Annotated in this window: 20 protein-coding genes, 1 tRNA gene and 1 pseudogene; 11 read left to right on the forward strand and 11 right to left on the reverse strand. The window is 60.8% G+C overall.

Going from position 1 to position 23,033, the window contains the following annotated elements:
- The first annotated feature begins 331 nt into the window (after nucleotides 1-331).
- A complete protein-coding gene (locus tag E4021_RS00135) occupies nucleotides 332-1,012 on the forward strand; it encodes a hypothetical protein (protein WP_136455866.1) in 681 nt (226 codons plus the stop codon).
- A 61-nt stretch (nucleotides 1,013-1,073) separates the two neighbouring features.
- Here E4021_RS00135 and E4021_RS00140 read toward each other — a convergent pair.
- Nucleotides 1,074-1,145 (reverse strand) — tRNA-Arg (locus tag E4021_RS00140).
- Between the two features lie 134 nt (nucleotides 1,146-1,279).
- Here E4021_RS00140 and E4021_RS00145 point away from each other — a divergent pair.
- Nucleotides 1,280-2,626, forward strand: a complete 1,347-nt coding sequence (locus E4021_RS00145) for a TlpA disulfide reductase family protein (RefSeq protein WP_136455867.1) — start codon at nucleotides 1,280-1,282, stop codon at nucleotides 2,624-2,626.
- Between the two features lie 5 nt (nucleotides 2,627-2,631).
- Here the strand turns inward: E4021_RS00145 and E4021_RS00150 are convergent, their stop codons facing one another.
- Nucleotides 2,632-4,137, reverse strand: coding sequence for a tetratricopeptide repeat protein (locus tag E4021_RS00150; protein WP_136455868.1), 1,506 nt, complete (start codon nucleotides 4,135-4,137; stop codon nucleotides 2,632-2,634).
- A 113-nt stretch (nucleotides 4,138-4,250) separates the two neighbouring features.
- Entirely contained in the window at nucleotides 4,251-4,766 is a 516-nt protein-coding gene (locus E4021_RS00155) for a DinB family protein (protein WP_136455869.1), read from the reverse strand.
- Between the two features lie 271 nt (nucleotides 4,767-5,037).
- Between E4021_RS00155 and E4021_RS00160 the strand changes: the two genes are divergently transcribed.
- On the forward strand, nucleotides 5,038-6,090 hold the full coding sequence (locus E4021_RS00160) for a sugar phosphate isomerase/epimerase family protein (RefSeq protein ID WP_136455870.1): 1,053 nt from the start codon (nucleotides 5,038-5,040) through the stop codon (nucleotides 6,088-6,090).
- A 20-nt stretch (nucleotides 6,091-6,110) separates the two neighbouring features.
- Nucleotides 6,111-7,385 carry a hypothetical protein gene (locus E4021_RS00165; RefSeq protein WP_136455871.1) on the forward strand — a complete coding sequence of 425 codons (1,275 nt, stop codon included), beginning with the start codon at nucleotides 6,111-6,113 and terminating at the stop codon, nucleotides 7,383-7,385.
- A gap of 3 nt (nucleotides 7,386-7,388) precedes the next feature.
- Here the strand turns inward: E4021_RS00165 and E4021_RS00170 are convergent, their stop codons facing one another.
- From E4021_RS00170 to E4021_RS00180, 3 genes are all read right to left on the reverse strand, one after another.
- The gene (locus E4021_RS00170; RefSeq protein WP_136455872.1) at nucleotides 7,389-8,726 is read right to left on the reverse strand and encodes an apiosidase-like domain-containing protein; all 1,338 of its coding nucleotides are present in this window, start codon (nucleotides 8,724-8,726) and stop codon (nucleotides 7,389-7,391) included.
- Nucleotides 8,727-8,782: 56 nt separating this feature from the next.
- A complete protein-coding gene (locus E4021_RS00175) occupies nucleotides 8,783-11,542 on the reverse strand; it encodes a TonB-dependent receptor (RefSeq protein ID WP_136455873.1) in 2,760 nt (919 codons plus the stop codon).
- A 131-nt stretch (nucleotides 11,543-11,673) separates the two neighbouring features.
- Nucleotides 11,674-12,138 carry a MarR family winged helix-turn-helix transcriptional regulator gene (locus E4021_RS00180; protein ID WP_246050182.1) on the reverse strand — a complete coding sequence of 155 codons (465 nt, stop codon included), beginning with the start codon at nucleotides 12,136-12,138 and terminating at the stop codon, nucleotides 11,674-11,676.
- Between the two features lie 114 nt (nucleotides 12,139-12,252).
- Here E4021_RS00180 and proC point away from each other — a divergent pair.
- The 5 genes and pseudogenes from proC to E4021_RS00205 all read left to right on the forward strand — a co-directional run.
- Nucleotides 12,253-13,059, forward strand: a pseudogene (gene proC / locus E4021_RS00185) (pyrroline-5-carboxylate reductase); the annotation flags it as partial.
- A gap of 34 nt (nucleotides 13,060-13,093) precedes the next feature.
- The gene (locus tag E4021_RS00190; RefSeq protein WP_136455875.1) at nucleotides 13,094-14,080 is read left to right on the forward strand and encodes an NAD(P)H-quinone oxidoreductase; all 987 of its coding nucleotides are present in this window, start codon (nucleotides 13,094-13,096) and stop codon (nucleotides 14,078-14,080) included.
- 51 nt (nucleotides 14,081-14,131) lie between these two features.
- Nucleotides 14,132-14,875: a lipoyl(octanoyl) transferase LipB gene (gene lipB, locus E4021_RS00195; RefSeq protein WP_136455876.1), complete on the forward strand. Its 744-nt coding sequence runs from the start codon at nucleotides 14,132-14,134 to the stop codon at nucleotides 14,873-14,875.
- Between the two features lie 16 nt (nucleotides 14,876-14,891).
- Nucleotides 14,892-15,434: an RNA polymerase sigma factor gene (locus E4021_RS00200; protein WP_136455877.1), complete on the forward strand. Its 543-nt coding sequence runs from the start codon at nucleotides 14,892-14,894 to the stop codon at nucleotides 15,432-15,434.
- An 11-nt stretch (nucleotides 15,435-15,445) separates the two neighbouring features.
- The gene (locus tag E4021_RS00205) at nucleotides 15,446-15,832 is read left to right on the forward strand and encodes a hypothetical protein (protein ID WP_136455878.1); all 387 of its coding nucleotides are present in this window, start codon (nucleotides 15,446-15,448) and stop codon (nucleotides 15,830-15,832) included.
- Here E4021_RS00205 and E4021_RS00210 read toward each other — a convergent pair.
- A complete protein-coding gene (locus E4021_RS00210; RefSeq protein ID WP_136455879.1) occupies nucleotides 15,829-16,155 on the reverse strand; it encodes a tetratricopeptide repeat protein in 327 nt (108 codons plus the stop codon). The genes E4021_RS00205 and E4021_RS00210 overlap by 4 nt on opposite strands.
- Before the next feature lie 67 nt (nucleotides 16,156-16,222).
- On the opposite strand from E4021_RS00210, the gene E4021_RS00215 reads away from it, so the two are divergent.
- Nucleotides 16,223-17,458: a bifunctional folylpolyglutamate synthase/dihydrofolate synthase gene (locus tag E4021_RS00215; RefSeq protein ID WP_246050183.1), complete on the forward strand. Its 1,236-nt coding sequence runs from the start codon at nucleotides 16,223-16,225 to the stop codon at nucleotides 17,456-17,458.
- A gap of 7 nt (nucleotides 17,459-17,465) precedes the next feature.
- Here E4021_RS00215 and E4021_RS00220 read toward each other — a convergent pair whose 3' ends face one another.
- Nucleotides 17,466-18,548 (reverse strand): beta-ketoacyl-ACP synthase III, encoded by a 1,083-nt coding sequence (locus E4021_RS00220; protein WP_136455880.1) that lies wholly within the window; start codon nucleotides 18,546-18,548, stop codon nucleotides 17,466-17,468.
- 61 nt (nucleotides 18,549-18,609) lie between these two features.
- Nucleotides 18,610-19,560, reverse strand: coding sequence for a magnesium transporter CorA family protein (locus E4021_RS00225; protein WP_136455881.1), 951 nt, complete (start codon nucleotides 19,558-19,560; stop codon nucleotides 18,610-18,612).
- A 286-nt stretch (nucleotides 19,561-19,846) separates the two neighbouring features.
- Between E4021_RS00225 and E4021_RS00230 the strand changes: the two genes are divergently transcribed.
- On the forward strand, nucleotides 19,847-20,887 hold the full coding sequence (locus E4021_RS00230) for a DNA topoisomerase IB (protein WP_136455882.1): 1,041 nt from the start codon (nucleotides 19,847-19,849) through the stop codon (nucleotides 20,885-20,887).
- Here E4021_RS00230 and porD read toward each other — a convergent pair.
- Together porD and coaBC are read right to left on the reverse strand one after the other, a co-directional pair.
- A complete protein-coding gene (gene porD / locus E4021_RS00235) occupies nucleotides 20,859-21,836 on the reverse strand; it encodes a type IX secretion system protein PorD (protein ID WP_136455883.1) in 978 nt (325 codons plus the stop codon). The two genes, E4021_RS00230 and porD, sit on opposite strands and share 29 nt — an antisense overlap.
- A complete protein-coding gene (gene coaBC / locus E4021_RS00240) occupies nucleotides 21,833-23,029 on the reverse strand; it encodes a bifunctional phosphopantothenoylcysteine decarboxylase/phosphopantothenate--cysteine ligase CoaBC (protein WP_136455884.1) in 1,197 nt (398 codons plus the stop codon). Before coaBC ends, porD begins: the two co-directional genes overlap by 4 nt.
- Nucleotides 23,030-23,033 lie beyond the last annotated feature (4 nt).

Genomic DNA, 23,033 nt, shown 5'->3' on the forward strand with positions numbered 1-23,033 from the left:
AAAAGGGGAGGACGTAGTTATAGTCCACCCGGTCGCCTGATCAGGATTTCAGGATTCAATGCTTTGCTTCAAAGCATAGATTTTGAAATATCTAAGGTTCAATTTTTGAACGACCTAAGTCCATGGGTGCTTTAAGGATAATGGCATTGCTAGGTCGACAAGATGATCCCAACGAGGGACAATTCGGAGGAGTCTAACCAGGGTCAACTTTGGACGGGCGCGGTTCACCGTCAAGGAATTCAGCGGCGGTATGGGAGTTTATTCAAAGCTTGATTCGGCACTGCCGGTTCGTCCTGTAGCCCGGGTCGGGTAAGTTGGATGAAAATTGTCCATGATTTGCCTCTTTGTTCTTCCTGGACTCGTAACCTGTTCTTCAGCGGCTGCCCAGTCCCTCGCCGCCGAGGACCGCTACCTGCGTCGGAAATACGAGGCCGGTACGATCAGTCTCGACCGGTACCGCAGGCGGGCGGAATCGCTCCGGGATGCCGCACTAGCGGTCGGTGGTTACCCGGAATTGCCCGTTGATTCTCTAGGCCGCTATAGCTTCACTACCGTCGTAGCCGTCGATGCTTCGGCACCCAATTTATGGGAGTCCGTCAGTCAGTGGTTTGCCTTGACCGGATACGTCGCTGAGGAGAACCTGCAGTATAGCGACCCGGAAACCGGACGGCGGATTGTCAAGCTGGTTGGAACCTTCCGCTTGACCGACCGCGGGCGGCAGTCCATGGCCTATTATCCGGAAGGAAGATGGGGCGCGGCCACCGTTGAATGTGTCCTGGATTTGGCCATCGAAGCTGGCCGGGTAACCGCCCAGTGGCTGCGGCCGGCGGTGGGTATACATTCAAAGCGATGGCCCATGGAGGAACTCGTCCCGGTAACCCGCTTCCCGGACAATCGGTATAATAGTTGGGAGGACCGCCTGCACAGAAGTAAGGTGATGCACGAATTCGTGCAGGGGCTGGCCGCAGATATGGAGGATTATCTAGCCAGGGAACTGCCGAAGGAGAGATAGGGGATAAAAAAACGGCAACAAAGTGCGGCGTGGTGCCGGAACTTTGTTGCCGTAAGGGAGGTGGTCTCGGATGGAATCGAACCATCATCGCAGGCTTCGGAAACCTGTATACTATCCGTTGTACTACGAGACCGGATGCGCTGGAAGCGGTCGCAAAAGTAAGTCCTTGTCTTTACATGACCAACTACCGAAAGAGAAAAGCGTATTAGGAGTGGGCTTTTGTTTTTGTGCTGATTTACCCCCGGCATTCCACCCCAATACCTGCATATGTCTCGATTTCCACTTCGTATTGCACCGGCGCTCGCCGCCCTCTTCCTGATTGCGGTTGCGGTCGCCTCCTGCGTTTTTGTGCAGGACCGCTATACGTTCCTGCCGCCAGGCCCCTACCGAGGGGTGCTGGAACTGGAATACAACCCCATCGTCCCAAACCCTAAGGGTGAGCCCATCGCCGAAAAGGTCAACTTGGAGTTCGACGAAGTGACGGAGGGGCAGCTGCCTTTCACCTTTGACGTGGTGTACGAGACGGATACCACCTTCCACCTCGTGATCCACAACGGGGAGGAGGAGATCGTGGTACCGGCCAAGGACATTCAGGCCGGCCGCGACCAGTCGGTTGGCCGGGATACCCTGCGGATCGACTTCCCGGTCTACGATACCCACATCAGTGCCTACCACGAAGAGAACGTGATCGAAGGCGTGTGGGTGGTGCACTACCGCGACAACTACCGCATACCCTTCAAGGCCTACTTCGGTAAAGACTTCCGGTTCACCCCGCTGCAGAAACCGCCGGCGGCCGATCTGAGCGGACAGTGGGCCGTGACCTTCGCCGGCGACGCCACTGAAGACCCGTATCCGGGCGTAGCGGAGTTCCGGCAGGAGGGAAACAAACTCACTGGGACCATCCGGACCGAAACGGGTGATTACCGCTATCTGGAAGGCACCGTGCAGGCCAATAAGGCTTACCTGAGCGTATTCGATGGCAGCCACGCCTTCCTGTTCGAGGCCCTGATCCGTGACGACGGGAGCCTGACCGGCACCTTCCGCAGTGGACGGCACTACATCACGGACTGGACGGCGGTGCGGGACGACGATGCTGAGCTGACCAGTCCGGACGAACTTACCCGGCTGCGGGAAGACGTGCCCCTGGCCTTCGCCTTCCCGGACGTGAACGGAGATACCCTGCGCCTGGAAGACCTGCAGGGGCCCAAGATTGTACAGCTGTTCGGCACCTGGTGCCCGAACTGCCGCGATGAGACCAACTTCCTGCAGGAATACCTGGCCAACAATGACACCGGTGATCTGCAGGTGGTGGCCCTGGCCTTCGAGCGTTACGGTGCGACCGACGAACGCAGCCGCGCGGCGGTAAGGCGCTACCAGGAAAATATGGGGGTAGGCTGGCCGGTGCTGCTCGCCGCCAGCAACGATAAGCGGGAGGCCAGCCGCGCCCTGCCGATGCTGAACAAGGTAATCAGTTATCCGACGCTGTTGTTCGTCGACCGGGACAACCGCGTGGTGCGGATCCACACCGGCTTCAACGGACCGGCGACCTCGAAATACGCAGCGTTTAAGGAAAGCTTCGACGAAACCATTGAGGAACTCATCAGCGGTAAATAACCGGGCTAATACCGACTCAGTAGGTCCTGCTGGTGTAGCAAAAAGTCGTTCTCCGGATCGAATTGTAGGGCCTCCTCGATGTAGGCCCGGGCGGGGGCGTAATTGCGCTCGCCGAAATAGTAATTGCTCGCGGCCACGAAAGCCGTAAGGGTCCAGAGGGCCCGGTCGTTGCCCTGGGGTGTGGCGGCCAGTTGTTCCCGGAATGCCTTGAGTTCTTCCAGTCCGCGCCCCTCCTCGCCGGCGGCGAAGAGATCGCGGATGCGGAGTGCGCGCTGGCGCAGAAGAATATCGGCGTACCGGTCGTTTTCGGCCATGAAGGGGTACTGTTCCGCAACTGCGGCGGCGCGCTCCACGAGTTCATCCGGGTCGGTGTATTCGCGTCGGAGCTGTACGAGCGTAAGTTCCGCCAGGTAATGCTGGAAGTTGGAATTATCCGGTTGCGATTGGTAAAGGTTCTGTGCCAGGTGGAGGGCCGCATCGATCTCGCCGCTGGCCTGGTAGTGGTTCAGCAGGCGCAGTTGCTGGAGGAGTTCCAGCTCGGCTTTCCAGTCGTCGCGGCCGGCGGGGCGTCTCTCGGCGTAGCGGTCCAGTAAACGCCGGGCGGCTTCCACCTCTGCCGCCTCGAGCAGCGCTTGCTGGCGCTCGTCGAAGTGCCGCAGCAGGGTGGCGGCCAGGTAACCATTGGTAGCGTCTTCCCGCCACAGTTCGAAAAGTCCGGTGATGTACCCTTCCGCGTCCGGTTGCTTCAGCGAGGATTGCTGCAAGTGACTGGCGTCGGCCAGGACTTGGAATGCGCGCCGATTTTCACGGATGGAGGCTTCATCCAGTCGCGCCTTGACCTGCGGGAACTGTCCGTTGGCATAGGCGTGTTGGGCCAGTCGGAACTGCTGGTAGGCGGACAGCTGCAGGAAAGTGAGTCGGCGGTCGGGGCGGTAGTAGTAGCGGAAGAAGATGCTATCGGCCTGGGCGTCATCAAGGCCGGTGAGGTCTTCCTCCACGGTCTGCCGTACCAGGGACAGGTATTCCCGTCGGTAACGCAGGGCGTTTTGCGGATCGTGCGGGCGGGCGGCCGGGTGGCGGAGTTCGACGCGTTGACCGGCGGGGTCGGCCAGCAGATAGCTTTCCCAGTGATCTACGTAACCTTCGTAGGGAATTTGGAATTGCTCGAGGGTGAGGGCCAGGAGCAAAACGGCGGTGGCGTCGTTGTAAGTGCCGTCGCGGAAGGCATCGGCCAGATCGGCACCGGGGTCGTACTGCCGCAGTACCTGTCGGTGGAGGCGCTCACGAATGAGGGCGATCTGCTTTTTGGTGGACTTGCGGTCGGCCTTGTCGCTGTACCGGAGCTGGCGAAAGATGTTCTCCAGTCCTTTCTCAACTACCCGTCGCTCCGACACCTCGGTCGGGGCGTCGCCGGGAAAAAGCAGGCGCAGCCTGCCGTCGAGGTTGTCCGCCAGGGCGGGGAAAGAACAGGCGAGTGCCAGAATCAGCAACAGGGGACGGATCGGGGCCATAGGAAGGTGTGGGTGGAAGGTATCAGAGGGGGCGGGGCGCCGCAAGATAGTAACGCGATGATTTTGCGCTACGGTATGAATATGGCGGAGGAACCGACCGAAAACAGGCCGCGTCAGTAGCGGTCGCGGTACAGGTTCAGGTGGTGGTAGGTATGGCCGCAGGTGATAAACCCGATTGCGCGGCAGCTCATAGGACCGCCATTCACCGTACCACGGAAGGAAAGGTCGTCTGCCCCCAAGCCACTGAACAGGGCCATGGTCGACTTGCGCACCAGTTCGAATTCAGCGATCATGCGCTTAAAATCCCGGCCGGATACGTCGGCCTGCGCGGCGTAGTCGTCCTGCTCAAAGCCGGGTAGCGGGGTCGCGTCGTGACGCCCCAGGCGCAGCGCCCGGTAGGAGAAGACGCGTTCGGTATCGATGAGGTGCTGCAGGCATTCCTTGATGGTCCACTTACCGGGGGCGTAGGCGTAGTTCTCGCGGTCTTCGGCAATCTCGTTCAGATATTCCGTGAGCCCGGCGGCGCTGTCGTCGAAGGCGGATCGCAGGCTGATGGTCGGCGGAACGAGTCCGACATAGCCGGCGTAGAAGGAGGGGTATTCGGAGGCGGTAAGGTCGGTAACGGTCATAGTGCTGGGTGCTGGAAAATTGGCCGGTGATGAAGCTCGAGGCTAAAGGTAACGGATAGAAAAAAATAGGGAGTGTCGCAGGGCTTAGGCAATGATAAGCAGCCAGCGGGCGCGGCGGCATTGGTAGGGAAAGGATTTCGCCTACCTCATCCCCCCAAATCTTAGTAAGTTAGCCGCTACCGGTGGACCACGCGCCTGGCGGCTTCCGCCACGAAAACGGAACCCGCGCGCCGCCGCCCGCAGCTAACTGTCGATTAAAAATTAACATAATATGACCACCATTAAAGGCCCCGCTATTTTTCTCGCCCAGTTTATGGGAGACGACCCCCCCTTCAACAACCTCGACGACATCTGCCGCTACATGGCGAGCCTGGGCTACAAGGGCGTCCAGATCCCGACCTGGGAAAGCCGGCTGATCGACCTGGAGAAAGCCGCGGAAAGCAAGACCTACTGCGACGAGATCAAGGGCCGCGTGGCTGAGCACGGACTCGAAATTACCGAACTGGCCAGTCACCTGCAGGGACAAATGGTAGCCGTGCATCCCGCCTACGATACGATGTACAACGCCTTCGCTCCCAAGGAGGCTAATAATAACCGCAAAGCCAAAATGGAGTGGGGGACCCGGCAGCTGCTCCTCAATGCCAAGGCCAGCGCTAATATGGGACTTAAGTCCCACCCGACCTTTTCGGGCGCCTTGCTCTGGCCCTTTGTATACCCGTGGCCGCAGCGACCGGCCGGACTGGTAGACATGGCCTTCAAGGAACTGGCCGACCGCTGGAAGCCCATACTCGATGCTTTCGATGAGGTGGGCGTGGACGTGGGCTATGAACTCCACCCCGGAGAGGACCTGCACGACGGCATCAGTTTTGAGATGTTCGTAGAAGCCCTGGACGGCCATCCGCGCGCCCAAATCAACTACGACCCCAGCCACTTCGTGCTGCAGCAACTGGATTACCTGCAGTTTATCGATCACTACCACGAGCGGATCTGCGCTTTTCATGTCAAGGACGCCGAGTTTAATCCCACTGGCAAGCAGGGCGTTTACGGCGGCTACCAGGGGTGGGCCGACCGCGCCGGCCGCTTCCGTAGTCTCGGCGACGGACAGGTCGACTTTAAGGGCATCTTCTCCAAACTCAGCAAGTACGGCTACGACAGCTGGGCGGTGCTGGAATGGGAATGCGCCATCAAGAGCAGCGAACAAGGTGCCGCCGAGGGGGCACCCTTCATCGCCGAACACATTATCCAGGTTACCGAGCGGGCCTTTGACGACTTCGCCGACGCGGGTACAGACGAGGCCGGAAACCGGTCGATCCTGGGACTCTAGACTACCACGAATCCGAAATTATGCACATTTACGAATCCCGTCCGGGCCGGGTGGCGGCCCTGCTGCCTGTGGTACTGTTACTGTTGGGACTGGTCGGCTGCGGACCCACGGAACCCGGTGAGCCCGCCTCCCAGACAGTAGCCCAACCGGAAAACTGTACGACGCTGCCGGAGGGCTCCCGACTGCCCCGGTTCGGGGCGGGGCAGGGACGACTAATGCTTTCCTACGTGGTGTCCGACGAAACGAGCGGCGACCGGCTGTTTGCCCGGGAGTATGAGGAAGGAAATTGGGGGCCCGATGAGGAGATCACGGCCGGCGACCAGTGGTTCGTGAATTGGGCCGATTACCCCTCCGTAAAACCCTTCGGCGACCGGCTGTTCTACCATTACCTGGCCTATTCGGGAGAGGGCACTTACGACTACGACGTGCGCTTCGGTACGGAAAAGGGGCCGGCGGCCACCGCCAGTCAGGTGCTGCACACCGACGGTATCCCCGCCGAACACGGGTTTGTGTCGAGCGCTCACCTGCCAGACGGTAACCTGCAGGTCACCTGGCTGGACGGACGGAATACAAAGGCAACCGGCGCCGCGGACCACGGCGGGGAGCACGCCCACCACGGTGGTGGGGGCCCCATGACGTTGCGCACCGCTACCCTCAGTCCGAACGGCACCGTTTCCGGACGTACGGAACTCGATGATCGCGTGTGCGATTGCTGCAACACGGCTACTGTCGCGACCGACCAGCGGACCCTGGTAGCCTATCGCGACCGGTCGGAGGAGGAAGTGAGGGACATAGGTTTTATCACGCGAAACGCCGCAGGACAGTGGTCGGAACCGAAACTCGTCCACTCCGACGGCTGGCAAGTAACGGGCTGCCCGGTGAACGGTCCCGCCCTGGCCGCCAATGCCGAAGGGGCCATTGCAGTAGCCTGGTATTCAGCCGCTGAAGGGGTGCCGCGCATTCAGTTCGCGCGCTTCGACTCCAGCAGCGAATCTTTTGCAGAGCCAGTGGTGCTGGACGATCAGGACCCCCTGGGCCGGGTCGATATCAAGTTAGGACCCGACGGCACGGCCTACGTGCTGGGCGTATCCTCGACCGGCGATGCGGACCGCGCCGCGATCAATCTCTGGACCATTTCGCCCGACAACGAATGGCAGGTGCAAACTGTGACCACTACCACCACGGCTCGCAGCGCGGGCTTCCCGCGCCTGGCCTTGCACGACGGTCGGATCATGGTGGCGCACACCCTTACGGACGGCGACCAGCCGGAGGTAGCTGTATGTACCGTACGTTAAAGCTCATTCTCTTACGATAAGCAACCAGTCGTTGCCCCGGACGGGGGCGTAGGGCGGATCAAAAACCAGCATGCCGTCCTTCTCGGTGGGATTGAAGGGGATCCGATTCCCGGTCCGTGGATCAAACCAGGAAAAGGTGGCGGTCGGTGATGTGTTTTCCGCAGGCGCCCGCAAGGTATCGCCGTAGGGCGTGTAGGCGAGCACATATCCGTTTTCTGAGGTGCGCGCCACGATAACTTCCCGGCCGCTGCTGTTGGGCGCCCCTGCGAGCCAGTTGTCTTCCCGTCCAAGGCGGTAGTACGGCAGTGACTGCATAAGGCGACCCAGGTGCCCGATCTGGGCCGCACCCGGGTAATGCAGGGCCGTCTTCCAGGGGGTGCGCGCGTGGCTGATCGGTGTACGGCCGGGTTGCCAGAGTTGCCAGATGTTGTGGTTGCCGAAGGTGTGGCCGGCGGTTCCCGACAGCACGCTCCACCAGGCGGCCTGCCGGCTGTCGAAATCGTCAAACCAGCCGTTATCGGGGCGCCAGTTGATGGGATGATCCTCGTAGGCGGGCTCGCCGTTGACGATGGGTTTTCCGGAATCGGTACCGGCTATCTGACGGGGGAAATCGTAATTCGCCTTGTCGTCGAGGCGCCCGTGGCCCGTCTGATACAGGTGAAAGTCGATCCAGTCTTCTCCGGCGAAGAAATCACTCGACCGCGATCCGCCCTGGGGGTGGTAGGTGATCAGCTGCCGGTCGCCCACGGCCTGCCGCAATCCCCGGGCCATGGCCCTGATGATGGCGCGGTCCTCCTCATCGGCGGGGTTACGGTCGCCTCCCAGGATCCAGATTACGTTGTGCTCCGCGTACCGTTCGCCCAGTTTCCGTCCGTAGGTTTCGGCGTTTTCCGGCGTAAAAATCTCAGGTCCCACGCCCCACTGCAGGTTGAATTTATCGCCCCAGGTAGGCAGCAAGCCGAGAAAGATGCCCAGACTGTCGGCTATGGCAGCTACGCGGTCCACGTAGGCAAAGTATGCCTCGTTCCAGTCCGTCGGATCGAGGTCACGCAGGGGCAAGTCACCGTACGCGTTAGGGGTGGTAAGTCCTTCGAGCTCGGCCAACACTACGGTCTGCACGACATTGAAGCCCTTGCCGGCCCGGTCTTCCAGGTACATTTTCGCTTCGGCCTCCCGCGTGCGGTGCAGCAGTTCCCAACCGGTATCGCCGAGGTAAAAGAAAGGAGTGTTACGGCTTTCGTTCACGAGGTGCGTGCCCCCTTCGGCTATTCCAAGCCGGAGTTGGGCGAGCAGCATCAGGGGGGCGCAGGCGCAGGTGCAAAGCAGGGATCGGAGCAGCATGCCGGGTGTGGTTGTCGTTCCCGGCCAAGATACCTTTCCGCCCTATTCTACAGCCATCAAAGCGTGAACCGCAGGCGCGCGAACAGGTATCGACCGTTGGATCCGAATTGCTGGCTGCGCCGGCTGTAGAGGAAGCGACCTTCCGACTGGTTCGCCGGAATGTTGAGGTCGGGATAGACGTCGAGCAGGTTGTTGGAGCCGATGACCAGGCGCAGTCGCTCACTGAACTGGTAGCTGGCGCTCAGGTCCGTGATCACTTTGCCGCTGAAGGTCTGGTCGTTGTCGAGGCTGTTGGTAGCTTCGTTGACGGGACCGAAGAAGACGTTCCGCAGGAAGATCCCGAAGTCGCCCACGTTGTAGTCGAACGTCAGGTTAGCCTTGGTACGTGGTACGGCGCTCTCCAGGAAAACCTGGCTGGTACGGTCGAAATAGGTGTCTTCGAAGCCCTCGAGTACGGAACTGGTGTTGACCTCCTGCAGGGTGGTCTGCGCGAAGGTGGCCGCCAGGCTGCTTGTGAGGCGGCCGGTGCCCAGGTTAGCGTTGTGGGTGACCACCACGTCGATGCCACGGGTACGGCTGTCGATGGCGTTGGCGAAGAAGGCCGCGCGGTTGGCGTTGGCCTGTTGCAGCAAACGGCTGATCTCGCGCAGTTGCTCGGTTTCCGTTCCGCCCTGGAACTGGCCGGTAAGGACTACGCGGTCATTGATGTCGATCAGGTAACCATCGATGGTTACGCTCAGGTTGGCGTCGGGGATGCGGCCGGTGAATCCGGCGCTGTAGTTAACGCTGCGTTCCTGCTTGAGCTGGGGGATACCCAGGAGTTGGGCCGGGCGGCTGTCGTTGCTGAATACGCCGACCTCGAAGGGGACGCCGTCCACGAAGAGGGTGGAGGTGGAGTTGAAGTTCAACTGGTGGAGGCTGGGGGCCCGGAATCCGGTGCTGGCCCCACCGCGAAAGGTCCAGTTTTCGCTCAGTTTCAGGCGGGTGGTCAGCTTGCCGTTGACGGTGGAGCCGAAATCGGAGTAATTCTCGAAGCGTACGGCCGCGCCGAGTAGGAAGTTGTCGCTCAGATCGGCTTCCACGTCAGCGTAGGCACCCACGCTGTTGCGGAAGGCGTCCACTTCATTGTCGGGCCGGAAACCCGGAAAGACTTGAGCACCACCGGGCCGGCTGCGGCCAAGGGGGTCGAATACGGTGCTGATGGGTCCCACGCCGTCGCGGATGAGGACCGTATCGCCGCCCGTGGTGGGGTAGGCCGTGGCGGCACCGTAGTCGTAGTAGCTGGCTTGCTCGCCGGCCGTGATTTGGTAGTTCTCGAGGCGGTACTCCGCGCCGAAGGCGATGTTCAGGCCCGAGAGGGCGTCATCGAAGTAGCGACGGATATCGAGGTTAGCGGTATTCTGCGCGAAACTGAATCCACCGGCGTCGAAGGAGGTCGGGCTGGCGGTGCCCAGGCTGGCGTTGAGAGTATTCGTGATGAGGTATCCGAAACTGTTGCGGCCGTAGACGTTGCTGAAATCGACCTCCCACTTATTGTAGACGCTGCGCAGGCCCACGGCCATACTGGCGTCGTTGATATTGGAGTTGATGGCGGGGAGAAAGCCGTTGGGGTAGATGTCCGTTACGGTCCGGTTCTGGTTGGGGAGGCGGTAAAAACCGGTGGCGTTGCCGCGCCGGTAGTTGAGTCCGCCAAATGCGTACACCTCGGTGGCGGGCGCTACCGGCAGCAGCAGATTGTACATCACGCCGCCGTTGCGCAGGGCCGACTGCCCGACGCGCATGTTGAAATCGCTGCGCTCCAGGCCGCGGCGGACCAGCTCGGACTCGGTGATGTCCTCACCGGGGGCGGCGCCCGAAGCGGGATTGTTGTAGCCGCTAAAGATGTTACCCGTAAATTCCTTCATTCGGTTCGTGTAGTCGCGATCGTCGAACACGCCGGTTACGTTCAGTACGCCACCGGATTCGTTGAGTTGTATGCCGTAGTTGGCGCTGATCTGGTTGAACTCACCGTCGGTACTGCCCTGGTAATCCGGAATTTCCGAGCTCACGTAAGCACCGGTCTCGGCATTCAGGCTCAGGCCCGTTTTTTCCTTCAGAATGATGTTGATGACCCCCGCAATCGCATCCGAGCCGTACTGGGCGGATGCTCCGTCGCGCAGGATTTCGATGCGCTCGATGGCGGCAACCGGAATGGCGTTCAGGTCGGTGCCGACGTTGCCGCGGCCAAAGGTGCCGTTGACGTTGACCAGAGAGGTGTTGTGCCGGCGTTTGCCGTTGATCAGCACCAGCACCTGGTCGGGCCCCAGGCCCCGCAGGGAGGCCGGGTCGATGTGGTCGGTACCGTCGGAGATCGTCTGGGTATTGGAGCTGAAACTCGGTGCCACGTAGTTCAGCAACTGATTGACGTTGGTCTGGGCCGAAGCCGTAGCAATTTCGGTGACGTTGACGATATCGACCGGAACGGGCGTGGTCAGTTTCGTCCGGCCCGAAGAGCGGGAGCCGATCAGCACGATCTCGTCAAGGACGGTACCTGCGGAGAGGATTGCGTCGATGCGGTCGCTTTCACCCACCGGCATTTCTACCGTGCCGAATCCGAGAAAGGAAAAAACCAGGGTGCGGGCGGCCTCCGGAACGGAAATGGAATAGGTGCCCTCGACGTCGGTGGTCGTGCCCAGGGTCGAACCCTTTACGGTGACGTATGCGCCGGGCAGGGGTGCTCCTTCCTCGTCCATGACCGTACCGGTGATGGTACGCTGGCCGATCAGGGGGGCGCAAAGGCAAAGGAACAGCAGAAGTAGTGAGAGCAGCTTGGTCATGGCTTGGGGTATGGGTGACGAAATACCAGGATTCATCCCATAAGCATCAAGGCCTTCGATGATTCCTATACCCCTATGACGCGCCTACCGGCTCGTTTGCTGCTTGTAAACCCCGAAAATTACCGGTAGGACTATCCGCGCAGGCGGTCCAGCATATTGCTGAGCTCGTTAAAATCGTGGTCGTCAAGATTGCCGAGGTTCTCCTCCATGGATCGCTCCACGGCTTCGGTGGCCTTAGCGATAATGTCCAGGCCTTCCTTGGTAATGATGATATCGACGCGCCGGCGGTCGGTCTCACATTCCTGCCGTTTGACGTACCCCTTTTCTTTGAGCTTGTCTACGAGGCGGCTGGCGTTGCTCATCTTGTCGAGCATGCGCTCGGTGAGCAATTTGACGGTCGCGGGCTTGCCGTTGCGGCCCCGCAGAATCCGCAGGATGTTGAACTGCTGGATACTCAAGCCAAAGGGACGCAGGGCATGGGTCGTCTGCTGGTTGATCCAGGCAGCCGTGTAGATGATGTTGACCTGTGTCCGGTGGGCGGGAGACCGGAACGTCGGTTGGCGAATCTCCTCTTCGATCGATGGCATAGTATTCATGTGGTTACAAGATATACACCTGTAACGCAGCAAAGGTTGCACTGTGTATAAGGGGGTAAACAACTAGGCAACAGCAAGCCAGGCGACGATCATCTATCTTCGCAAAAATTTAACAAAATGAAGATTCTCGTCATCGGTGGAGGCAACATGGGTAAGACCTACGCCCGCAGCCTGTTGCGTGCCCACCTGGTTACCCAGGATGACCTGATGATCCTGGAAAGACAATCGGAAAAGGCGGAATCGTTGCGCGACGAAAAGGTCGGTACCATCTATACCGGCCCGGAAACCTGCCTGGCCGCCGCCGATCTCATTATACTTGCCGTGAAGCCCCAGGATAGCGCGGCCCTCTTCGCGAGTCTGCGCCCCCAGACAGACCCCCAGCAGGTGTACCTGTCCATTATGGCTGGGGTGACCATCAAGTCGATACAGGAAGGGCTCGGGGTAGACAAGGTGATCCGCGCCATGCCTAACCTGCCGGCGCAGATCGGACTGGGCATGACCAGTTACACGGCCAGCGATGCCGTCACGCGCATCGAATTGGTCCTCGTACAGAACCTGCTGAATACCACGGGCAAGGCCATCTACGTGGACGACGAATACAGCATCGACGCCACCACGGCCATCAGCGGCAGCGGTCCGGCCTACGTGCTATACTTTATGGAAGCCTTGATCGAGGCCGCTACCGAGATGGGCTTCAACGAGAGCCAGGCGGAACTGCTGGTGGCGCAAACCTTCCGCGGGGCCGTAGAACTGCAGATGAAAAACGACCTGAGTTGCCGCGAATGGATCGAGCGTGTGTCCAGCAAGGGTGGGACCACTGAGGCGGCGATGAACACCTTTAAGGCCACTAGCGTATTCGAAGACATCAAGAATGGAGCACGTGCGGCCCTGGAGCGCGCCATTGAATTGGGGCAATCCTGACGCCCATATACCCACCACCCACTAAAACGACCCCATGAAGGCTATTTTGTTTGACCAGCCCGGCGACGAGGACCAACTTTACCTGGCTGAAGTGGCCGACCCGTCACCCGCGCCCGACGCCGTCCTGCTTCACGTGGCCGCTACCGCCCTCAACCGGGCGGACCTGCTGCAGCGGGAAGGGAACTACCCCGTGCCCCCGGGAGCCAACCCGATCCTCGGACTTGAAGTGGCCGGTACGGTGATGGAGCTGGGATCGGAGGTGAGCGGCTTTGAGGTCGGCGACAACGTCTGCGCGCTGGTCAACGGCGGTGGCTACGCCCAGCAGATTGCCGTGGATCACCGAATGCTGCTCAAACTGCCGGAAAAGCTGTCGTTCACGAAAGCCGCGGCCATCCCCGAAGTATTTCTGACCGCCTACCAGGCCCTGCACTGGATCGCCCGGCTGCAGGCCTCGGAAACCGTGCTCATCCATGCCGGCGCCAGTGGGGTGGGGACGGCGGCCATCCAACTCGTACGCCTGGCCGGAGCTGTGCCGATCGTAACCGCGAGCGGCCACAAACACGAGGCTCTCGCCCAGCTCGGTGCGGCGCGCTGTATCGATTATCGCACGGAGGACTTTGCCGAGGCCGTCCTGGACGCTACGGCGGGAAAAGGGGCCGACGTAATCCTGGATTTCGTAGGCGGGCCCTACCTGGCCCAGAATATGCAGTCGTGCGCCACCGACGGGCGGATCGTCAGTCTGGCCGCGCTGGGCGGCGCCCGCGTACAGGATTTCAGCATGGCTCCCTTCCTGCGCAAGCGCATCCAGCTGACGGGCACCACCATGCGCAGCCGGACCGACGAGTACCGGCAGCGGCTGACGGCCGACTTCCGGCGCGACATCTGGCCCTATTTCGCCGACGGGCCCCTGCAGGCCGTGGTTGATACCATCTATGACTGGGCGGATGTGGCAGCAGCCCATCGCTACATGGCCAGCAACGCCAACGTAGGCAAGATCGTGATGACCATTGGCCTGGATTAGGCCACCCGAAGAGAAAACAACCCCGCGGGGGTACCCCAGCGTTTACCCATTATGCCGGACGTATATATTCACCACCTCGGACGACTCGACTACCAGCGGGCCTGGGACCTGCAAGGTAAACTCCACCGGGAAGTAGTAGACCGCAAGCTGGCCCGGCGCCAGAACCGGTCGAAAACGGCCGCGCCTCAGCATCACCACTTGCTGTTCGTGGAGCATCCGCCCGTCTTCACCCTGGGAAAATCGGGGTCGACGGACCACCTGCTGCTGTCTGAGGAAGAACTTGAAGAACAAGGCTTTACCTTTCTGAAAATCAATCGCGGAGGTGACATCACCTACCATGGACCGGGGCAACTGGTTGTCTATCCGATCTTCGACCTCGATGAATTTTTCAACGACGTCCACCGCTACGTGCGGAGTCTGGAAGAGGTGGTGATCCGGACGCTGGCCGACTTCGGCTTGCACGGCGAGCGCGACCCCGGGTACACGGGTGTGTGGCTGGCCGGTGACCCCGCCCGCCGGCAGCCCAAGCGCAAGATTTGCGCGATCGGCGTCCACCTGAGCCGGTGGACAACCATGCATGGCCTGGCCTTCAACGTACGGCCCAACCTGACGCACTTCGGTCACATCGTCCCCTGCGGCATTGCCGAAGCCGATCGGTCGGTAACCAGTCTGAGCGTGGAACTGCGCCGGCCGGTGGATCTGGATGAGGTAACACCCCGGATGGAGCACCACTTCAGGGAAGTTTTCGGGTTTACGCCCACCACCGTGCCGCCCAAGCGCATCTTAACCCCGTAACCCAACCCCGGACCTTTTGACCGAGCAGGAAATGATCGATGGCTGCAGAGCGAATGACCGCAGGGCGCAACGGGCCGTTTACGATCGCTTCTCCCCAGTGATGGGGGCCGTTGCCCGCCGGTACTGCCAGCGGGATGCCGACGCGGACGACGTGCTGGTGGCAGGCTTTTTCCGGGTGTTTGACAAGATCGACACCTTTTCCAACCAGGGAAGCTTTGAAGGCTGGGTCCGGCGCATCGTCGTAAACGAGGCATTGATGTTGCTGCGCAAGAAACACGCCCTCCGGCAGGCGAGTGAACTCACGGAGGTCGACCCCGCCCTGTACGCCATCCCGGCGGTGGCGGCCGAGCGCCTGGCCGAGCAGGACATTCTGCGATTGCTGGACGGAATGCCGACCGGCTACCGGACCATCTTCAACCTCTACGTTATCGAGGGTTACAAACACCGGGAGATCGCCGAGATGCTCGACATCAGCATCAACACGAGCAAATCCCAACTTATCCTGGCCAAGAAAAGGCTCCGGGAACTTCTTGAAAAAATGGGCTATCCGGCCCGCTAACCGATTCCGTCATGCCTAAGCAGGATTCCTTCGACCGCCAGTTTCGCCGCACCGCCCGGGCCATGCGCCGCCGGCCCGCGCCGCGGCAGTGGGACCGTATCGAGCAGCGGCTCGACCAACACCGCCGCAGCGGGGTCTATGGCCTCCGCCCCTGGATGGTCGCCGCGGTGGTCGTGTTGCTGGCGGGCTTTGCTGCCCTGACGCATTTTTCCCCGCCGCGCCACGCCTCGGTGCTGGCCCAGCGCCCGGAGTCGGTGGAAGATCTTTCGCCCACGGGTGATACCTTCCTCCGCATTCCCGACTACACGCCGGTGGATGAGGGGCGCGCCGATGGCGAGTTGATCTCCCGCTTCGAACCGCGTGGAAGGCTTACCGCCGCCCCGAAGTACCGCCTTTAAGCAAAGTCATCCTCATCACCCAGCTCCAGCCGCGCACCGGCGAGTTCGCGCATGGCGTGCATTTCGCCCAGGCGTTTGGTTACTTCCATTCCCCGGGTGAAAACCTTCCAGGCCTCCTGCGGCCGCTCCATCCGGATCAGGGTCTTGCCGAGGTGGTAGTAGGTACCTACGTATTCCGGCTGGTCGTTGACCAGGCTCCGGTAGATGTTGAGGGCCGTAGCGTCGTTGCCCTCCTTTTCCCACTCCTTCGCCAGGGCGAAGCGAAGAAAGGCGTCTTTCGGGGCCGTCTCCAGCATTTGTAAAATTTGCTCCTTCCTAGTCATGGCGCGAAGGTAAGCCATCCCCGGAGTTGGTAATTTTGCTGTACCACTCACGAATCCTTCCCCGCCCTTGACCTACCCGGAAACGCTCCACTATCTCTTCACGCGGCTGCCGATGTACCAGCGCACCGGCGACAGCGCCATGAAAAAGGACCTGACCAATATCCGGGCCCTACTGGCCGATTTGAGCAATCCGGAGCAACAACTGCGCTGCATCCACGTGGGGGGTACCAACGGGAAGGGGACGGTGAGTCACCTGCTCGCCGCCGCCCTGCGCGCGCATGGCTTCCGGGTGGGATTGTACACCAGCCCGCACTACAAGGATTTCCGTGAGCGCATCAAGGTCGACGGAACCTTCATCCCCGAGGCGGAAGTAGTGGCCTTCACTGAACGGATACAGCCGGCCATCGAGCGGCTCAACCCCAGTTTTTTTGAGATCACGGTGGCTATGGCCTTTGATCATTTTGCGCGGGCGCGGGTGCAATGGGCGGTGGTGGAGGTGGGATTGGGCGGTCGGCTCGACAGCACCAACGTCATCGACCCGGAGCTCGCCGTCATCACCAACATCGGATACGACCATATGCAGTTCCTGGGAACCACCCTCCCGGAGATCGCCGGTGAAAAGGCCGGCATCATCAAAGCAGGACGCCCCGTGGTCATCGGCGAGACGCAGCCGGAAACGGAGCCGGTATTCCGGCAGCGCGCCGCCGCGGTGGGTGCTGACATTGTTTTTGCCGACCAGCTGCCGCGGCGGGCGTTCGAGACGGACCTGCGTGGTCCCTTCGCCGAAAAAAACCTGCAAACGGCCTGGATAGCCCTGCAGCAGCTGGCCGCCGGAAGAAAGCTATCGCTGGAAAGTGAGAAGGTCGATTATGCCTTTAGCCACGTCAATGAGTTGACCTACTACATCGGTCGCTGGCAAACGCTGCGGGAAGATCACCCCCTCGTCCTGGCCGACAGCGCCCACAACGGCGAGGGGCTGCGCCCCGTACTGGAACGCCTGCAGGAACTGCGCAGGGAGAGGGGCGGAAAGCTGCACATTGTACTCGGCGTGGTCAACGATAAGGACCTCACCAAAGCGCTGCCTCTGTTTCCCACCGACGCCATCTACTACTTCGTCAAGGCCGATATTCCGCGGGGTCTGCCGGCCACAGATTTGCGCGGGGCCGCGGGGGGGTACGGGTTAGTTGGGCAAGCCTACCCGACGGTAGGAGAGGGGTACCGCGCCGCTGTTGCGGCCGCGGCGGACGACGATATCGTATTTGTGGGGGGCAGCATTTTCACCGTGGCGGAAGTGCTGCCCTAACCGGAATTTATTTGCCCCAGCGCAGTACAGCGGCGGCCCAGGTAAAGCCGGCCCCGAAGGCGGCCAGGGTGACGAGGTCGCCCTTCTTCACCTTGCCTTCGTCGCGGGCCTCGGAGAGCGCGATCGGAATGCTCGCCGCGGTGGTGTTGCCGTAGCGCATGATGTTGTTGTACACCTGGTCGTCGCGCAAGCCCATGGTGTGGGCCACGAACTGGTTAATTCGGAGGTTGGCCTGGTGGGGGACCAGCAGGTCGAGGTCCTTGATACCTAGTCCGGCGGCCTGGAGGGTTTCCATGATGACTTCCGGGAACTTGCGCACCGCCATTTTGAATACGGCCTGACCTTCCATGTGCGGGTAGATACGTCCCTTGTCCAACATATCCTGGTTCCAGAATACGCCGCCGTAGGGCTGACCGTTGGTCGAGAAATCGACGTCAAACCCTTCGATACCGTACTTCTCGATGAAGTAACCGCCGTGGGATCCGGGGTACATGTAGCTCAGTTTTTCGGCGTAGGTGCCGTCGCTGTGCAGTTTGGTGGCCAGTACGGAAATATCCTTGTCCTCGGTAGCTTCGACGATCACGGCTCCGGCGCCGTCGCCGAAGATCACGCTCACGTTGCGGCCACGGGTGGAAAAGTCAAGGCCGACGCTGTGTACTTCAGCTCCGACCAGCAGGATTTTCTTGTACGTACCGGCCCGGATGAATTGGTCTGCGGTGCTTAGCCCGTAAATGAACCCCGAGCACTGGGCGCGGATATCCAGGGCGGCGATCTCGGTACTGGCGATGCCGAGTTCACGCTGCAGCAGAACGCCGGCCCCGGGGAAATAGTAGTCGGGGCTGAGGGTGGCAAAGATGATAAAATCAATGTCGTTCTTGTCGATCCCCGCGTCGGCAATGGCCAGCAGAGAGGCCTCAACGGCCAGCGTGGTGGTGGTCTCTTTCGTACGATCGATGTAACGACGTTCCTCAATGCCGGTCCGCTCGCGGATCCACTCGTCGCTGGTTTCCATTACCGCGGTGAGGTCCTGATTGGTGACAACATTTTTCGGCACGTAATGACCAATACCGGTTATCGTAGAGTGGGGCATGAAGTTGACTTTAGCAATAAGGTGGTGAAGGTAGATAAAAACAAGGTGCTTACGGCCATCCTCAGAAGAGTCGCTTGCGGCGGAAGTAGAAGATTACGGCCGCGCTGAGGATGATGGAAAGCAGCAAAATGAGCAGGAACGTATAGTTCCCGTTCTGCAGCGGCATCGGCACGTTCATGCCGTAGAAGCTGGCGATCACCATCGGTACCGTGAGCACGATCGTGATGAGCGTCAGGCGCTGGATGGTGATGTTGAGGTTGTTGGAGATGATGGACCCGTAGGCGTCCATGGTACCGTTCAGGATGTTGGTGTAGATATTGGCCATTTCCAGGGCCTGGCCGTTGTCGATGATGATGTCTTCGAACAGGTCCCACTGGTCCTCATCGTGGCGGATGCCGAGGAAATCGGCCCGCTTCATTTTCATCTTGAGGAGTTCGTTGCCGTTCAGGGCGTTGATAAAGTACACCAGTGACTTCTCGATGCTCAGGAGCTGCTTCAGCTCCCGGTTGCGGCTGCTGTCGTAAAGTTCCTGTTCGATAAGGTTGCGCTTCACGTTGAGGCGCTTCAGGCAGGTCAGAAAGCGGTATACGGTGTGCTCGAAGATGCGCAGTACAAACTGGCTGCGGCGCGCGGGATCAATATTGCGCAGCTTGTTATCGATAAACAGCTGGAGCACCGGGTGATCCGGGGTGGAGGTAATCGTAATGAGTGCCTCGGGAGTAAGGATAATACCGATGGGCACGGTAATGTAGATGCTGTCGTTCTCGGTCTCCACTTGGCTCAGGATGGGCGTATTAATGACGATCAGGCGGGCATCGTCCTCCCTTTCGTAGCGGGACCGTTCGTCGATGTCGAGCGGGTCGGTAAGGAAATCGATCGGCAGTTCATACCGCTCGGCGATCTCGGGCAACTCTTCGGATGTAAAAGGGGGGGAGAGATGGATCCAGGAGTCGGGTCCGGGATGCTCCACAGGTCCCAACTGGCCGTTGTTGCTGGCATAGTAGCTGATCATGAGGGACGTTTTAGTGAAGCGCGGGCAAAGGTAGTAATTCCGGCCTTACGGACCATCGCCGATACCGCCCGGACCCTCCCCGTAGCGAAGGGAACCACCTGCCCCGGCCCAACCGCCATCTAGGGCACCCGCGCCCGCGCCCCCCTGGTTGACCGCCCCGCCCGCAGCCGGCACCCGGGGACTGATGTGGCTGACGTGGCTACGTCAATGTCCATATTCGCGCACCAAATCCTGAACACTTTCGCCCTTGTCGCACCTTTAAGCAGGTACAAATAAGTCATGCACTATGGGGGCTTCCCGTACCAAACGTTCCGCGGTACCCGACCTGATCTACGTATCGGACGAACAACCCGGCTGGAGCCGCAAACCGTACCGCGGGGGGTTCCGGTATTTCCGCGAGGACGGTACGCCCATTAAGGACAAGCTCATCCAGGACCGGCTGGCTTCGCTGGCCATCCCCCCGGCCTGGACCAATGTGTGGATCTGCCCCCTGGAGAACGGGCATCTGCTCAGTACGGGCCGCGACGAAGCCGGCCGCAAGCAGTACCGCTACCACCCCGACTGGCTGGCCTTCAAGCAACTGAACAAGTTCAACACCCTGCTGGAATTCGCCGATGCCCTGCCCGGGGCGCGCCGGACCCTGCGGCGCATCGTGCAGGATACCGAGCGCGGCTGGGAACACGACCGGGTAGCGGCCGTGGCTATCTCCATGATGGACGAAACGGCGATGCGGGTCGGTAATTCCAGCTACCGCAAACGCAACGGAACCATCGGTCTGACCACCCTGCGGCGCAAGCACGTGGAAGTGGCCGAGAACGGCTTGCACTTCGAGTACACGGGAAAGAGCGGCATCGTACGCACCGTGGACCTCAGCGACCCTTCGCTCGTGGATGCGGTGACCAACATGAGTGAACTACCGGGCTACGAGGTATTCCGCTACCTCGGGGAAGACGGCAAGTGGCACAACCTGACCAGCCAGGACGTGAATGAGATGGTGCGGGAAATTGTGGGCCCGAAGTTCAGCAGCAAGTACTTCCGCACCTGGGCGGGTACCGCCGCCGCAGTGGATGCTTACTGGGAACTGCAGGAGGAAAACGGGGGAGAGTTGCCGGACCGCCCGGACCTGCGCGTAGTGGAGCGCGTGGCAGAATACCTCGGGAACACGACGGCCGTATGTCGGGAATACTATATCCACCCCAGCGTACTGGCGGCCGTGGCGGAAGAACGGGTACCGCCCGAATCAAGCGTTACGGCGAAGGAGGAGGCCCGCTTTGACGGCGAGTTCGATCACGACGAAATTATCGCGTACCGGATTGCCCGCGGATAGGGGCGCGGCCGGCGCGGGGTGCGGCAGCCCCGGAGCGGATAGCGCGGTAGGCACCCGACTGCGCGGGATCCACGCGCGACATCATTTGGGTGACGGCGTTCTGCTCGGATGGGGTAGCCCCCTGGTAGATGGCAATGATCTCCTCTCGTTTGGCATCCACGAAGGACTGGACCAGCGCGCTGCTGGGATAACTCTGATTAGCGGCCTGCACGTCCTCGATGGCCAGCGTGATGTTGTTGCGCGCGGCGATGGGATCGGTGAGCATCTGGTCGAGCCCAAGGCGGTGGTAGGTGTAATTGGCCCGGCGCAGGGGGAGCATACGGGGGCTCAACAGGTTTTCCAGCAGGAAGTAGCGATTATTGGTTTTGCCGGCCGCCGTCCATCCCCCGCTGTTTGCCAGGCCGTTGGGGAGCCGGTTGTAAATCTGTTGGGCCTGCTCGAAGTAGGGTTGGCCGCCGAGGGGAGAAAAAGTATCGTAGTCCATGCCCAGCACCAGATAGGCGTAAAAGCCGACGATGGAAGCGAGTTCGGAAGTAAAGCTCTGTTCGGAAAGCTGGATGGCTTCGAACTGCTCGTAGTTAAATTCCAGCCGCTTGTCCTGGTAATTCAGCACGGGGGTCACCTCGCCGGTGCCATATATGGGCCGGGAACTCTGAATGGCCAGGGTGCCGGAGTAGCGGTTGGGGATCACTTCTTCGCCGGTGGCGGTTTCTCGGGTCACTTCGGCGAGGGTGAGGAAGAGGGTGGCCTGGATGCGTTCCTCTTCGCTGAACTTATCGTCCGTCCAGGTGCGGCCGTTCAGGAAAGTAACCAGGTCTTTTTCGAGTGTTTCAAAGACCCGCCGCTCAGTTTGGGTGATCTGCTGGGTGTTGAGGTTCACGGTCCAGTTGATCTCGCTCTGGGCATTGAGGAACAGGGACGATAGGACAAGGAGAAGCGTAAATCTCATGGTGTTCGGTTTGGGGGCAGGCGATCGAGGATGTCGTCCGCTACCTCACGTTTAGCTTTTAACTCAAAGGAGGTCACCTTATTGCGGTCGATGAGCTGGATTTGGTTGGTATCGTGACCAAAGGCCGCACCGGGGACGCGGGGGGAGTTGAGCACGATCAGGTCCAGTCCTTTTCGTTCGAGTTTGCCCCGGGCGTTTTCGATACCGTTCTCCGTTTCCAGGGCGAAGCCTACCAGGAATTGATCCGGGCGTTTGTCGCGGCCCAGGTCGGCTGCGATGTCGGGGTTGCGGATCAGGGTCAGGGCAAAATCTCCTTCGGTTTTTTTGATTTTTTCCGGCGCGACGGACTCCGGGCGGTAGTCGGCCACCGCGGCGCAGAGGATGCCGTCGGTGGCCATGGGCCAGCGGTCGAGGGCGGACTCGTGCATCTCACGGGCGGTACGCACGGGGATTACCGTAACGCCGGGGGCGGAAGTAGAGAGGTGGGTCGGGCCGAGGATCAGGTCGACCGTGGCGCCGCGGGCGGCGGCGGCTTCGGCCAGGGCGATGCCCATTTTGCCGGTGCTCCGGTTGCCGAGGTAGCGGACGGGGTCGAGGTCTTCGTGGGTGGGTCCGGCCGTGATCAGCAGGCGTCTTCCGGCGAGGTCCTGGCGGCGGTTGAAATGGGCCCTGAGTACGTCCAGGATAGCTTCCGGTTCCGCGAGTCGGCCCTGCCCGACCAGTCCGCTAGCCAGTTCACCGCTGTCGACGTCGATCAGGTGGTTGCCGTAGGACTGCAGTTTCTCCACATTTTGTCGCGTGGCGGGGTGCAGCCACATATCTACGTCCATCGCGGGCGCAAAGAATACGGGGCAACGGGCGGAGAGGTAAACCGCCACCAGGGCACTGTCGCAAAGCCCCTGTGCCAGTTTGGCCAGGGTGGTGGCGGTAGCGGGCGCGATCAGGTAGGCATCGGCCCAGAGACCCAGTTCGACGTGGTTGTTCCAGCTTTCCCCACTGTGCACGGAGGTGACCACCGCGTGGCGGGATAGGGTAGCCAGGGTGAGCGGACTGATGAAGTCGGTGGCGGACGGGGTCATGAGCACCCTTACTTCCGCTCCTTCCCGGATGAGTCCGCGAACGATGAGGGCGGCTTTGTAGGCGGCGATGCTGCCGCTGACGCCCAAAATGATTTTCTTGCCGGCGAGGCTCAAGGGA

It is taken from the genome of Neolewinella litorea, from assembly GCF_004803465.1.
Taxonomy (GTDB): Bacteria; Bacteroidota; Bacteroidia; order Chitinophagales; family Saprospiraceae; genus Neolewinella; species Neolewinella litorea.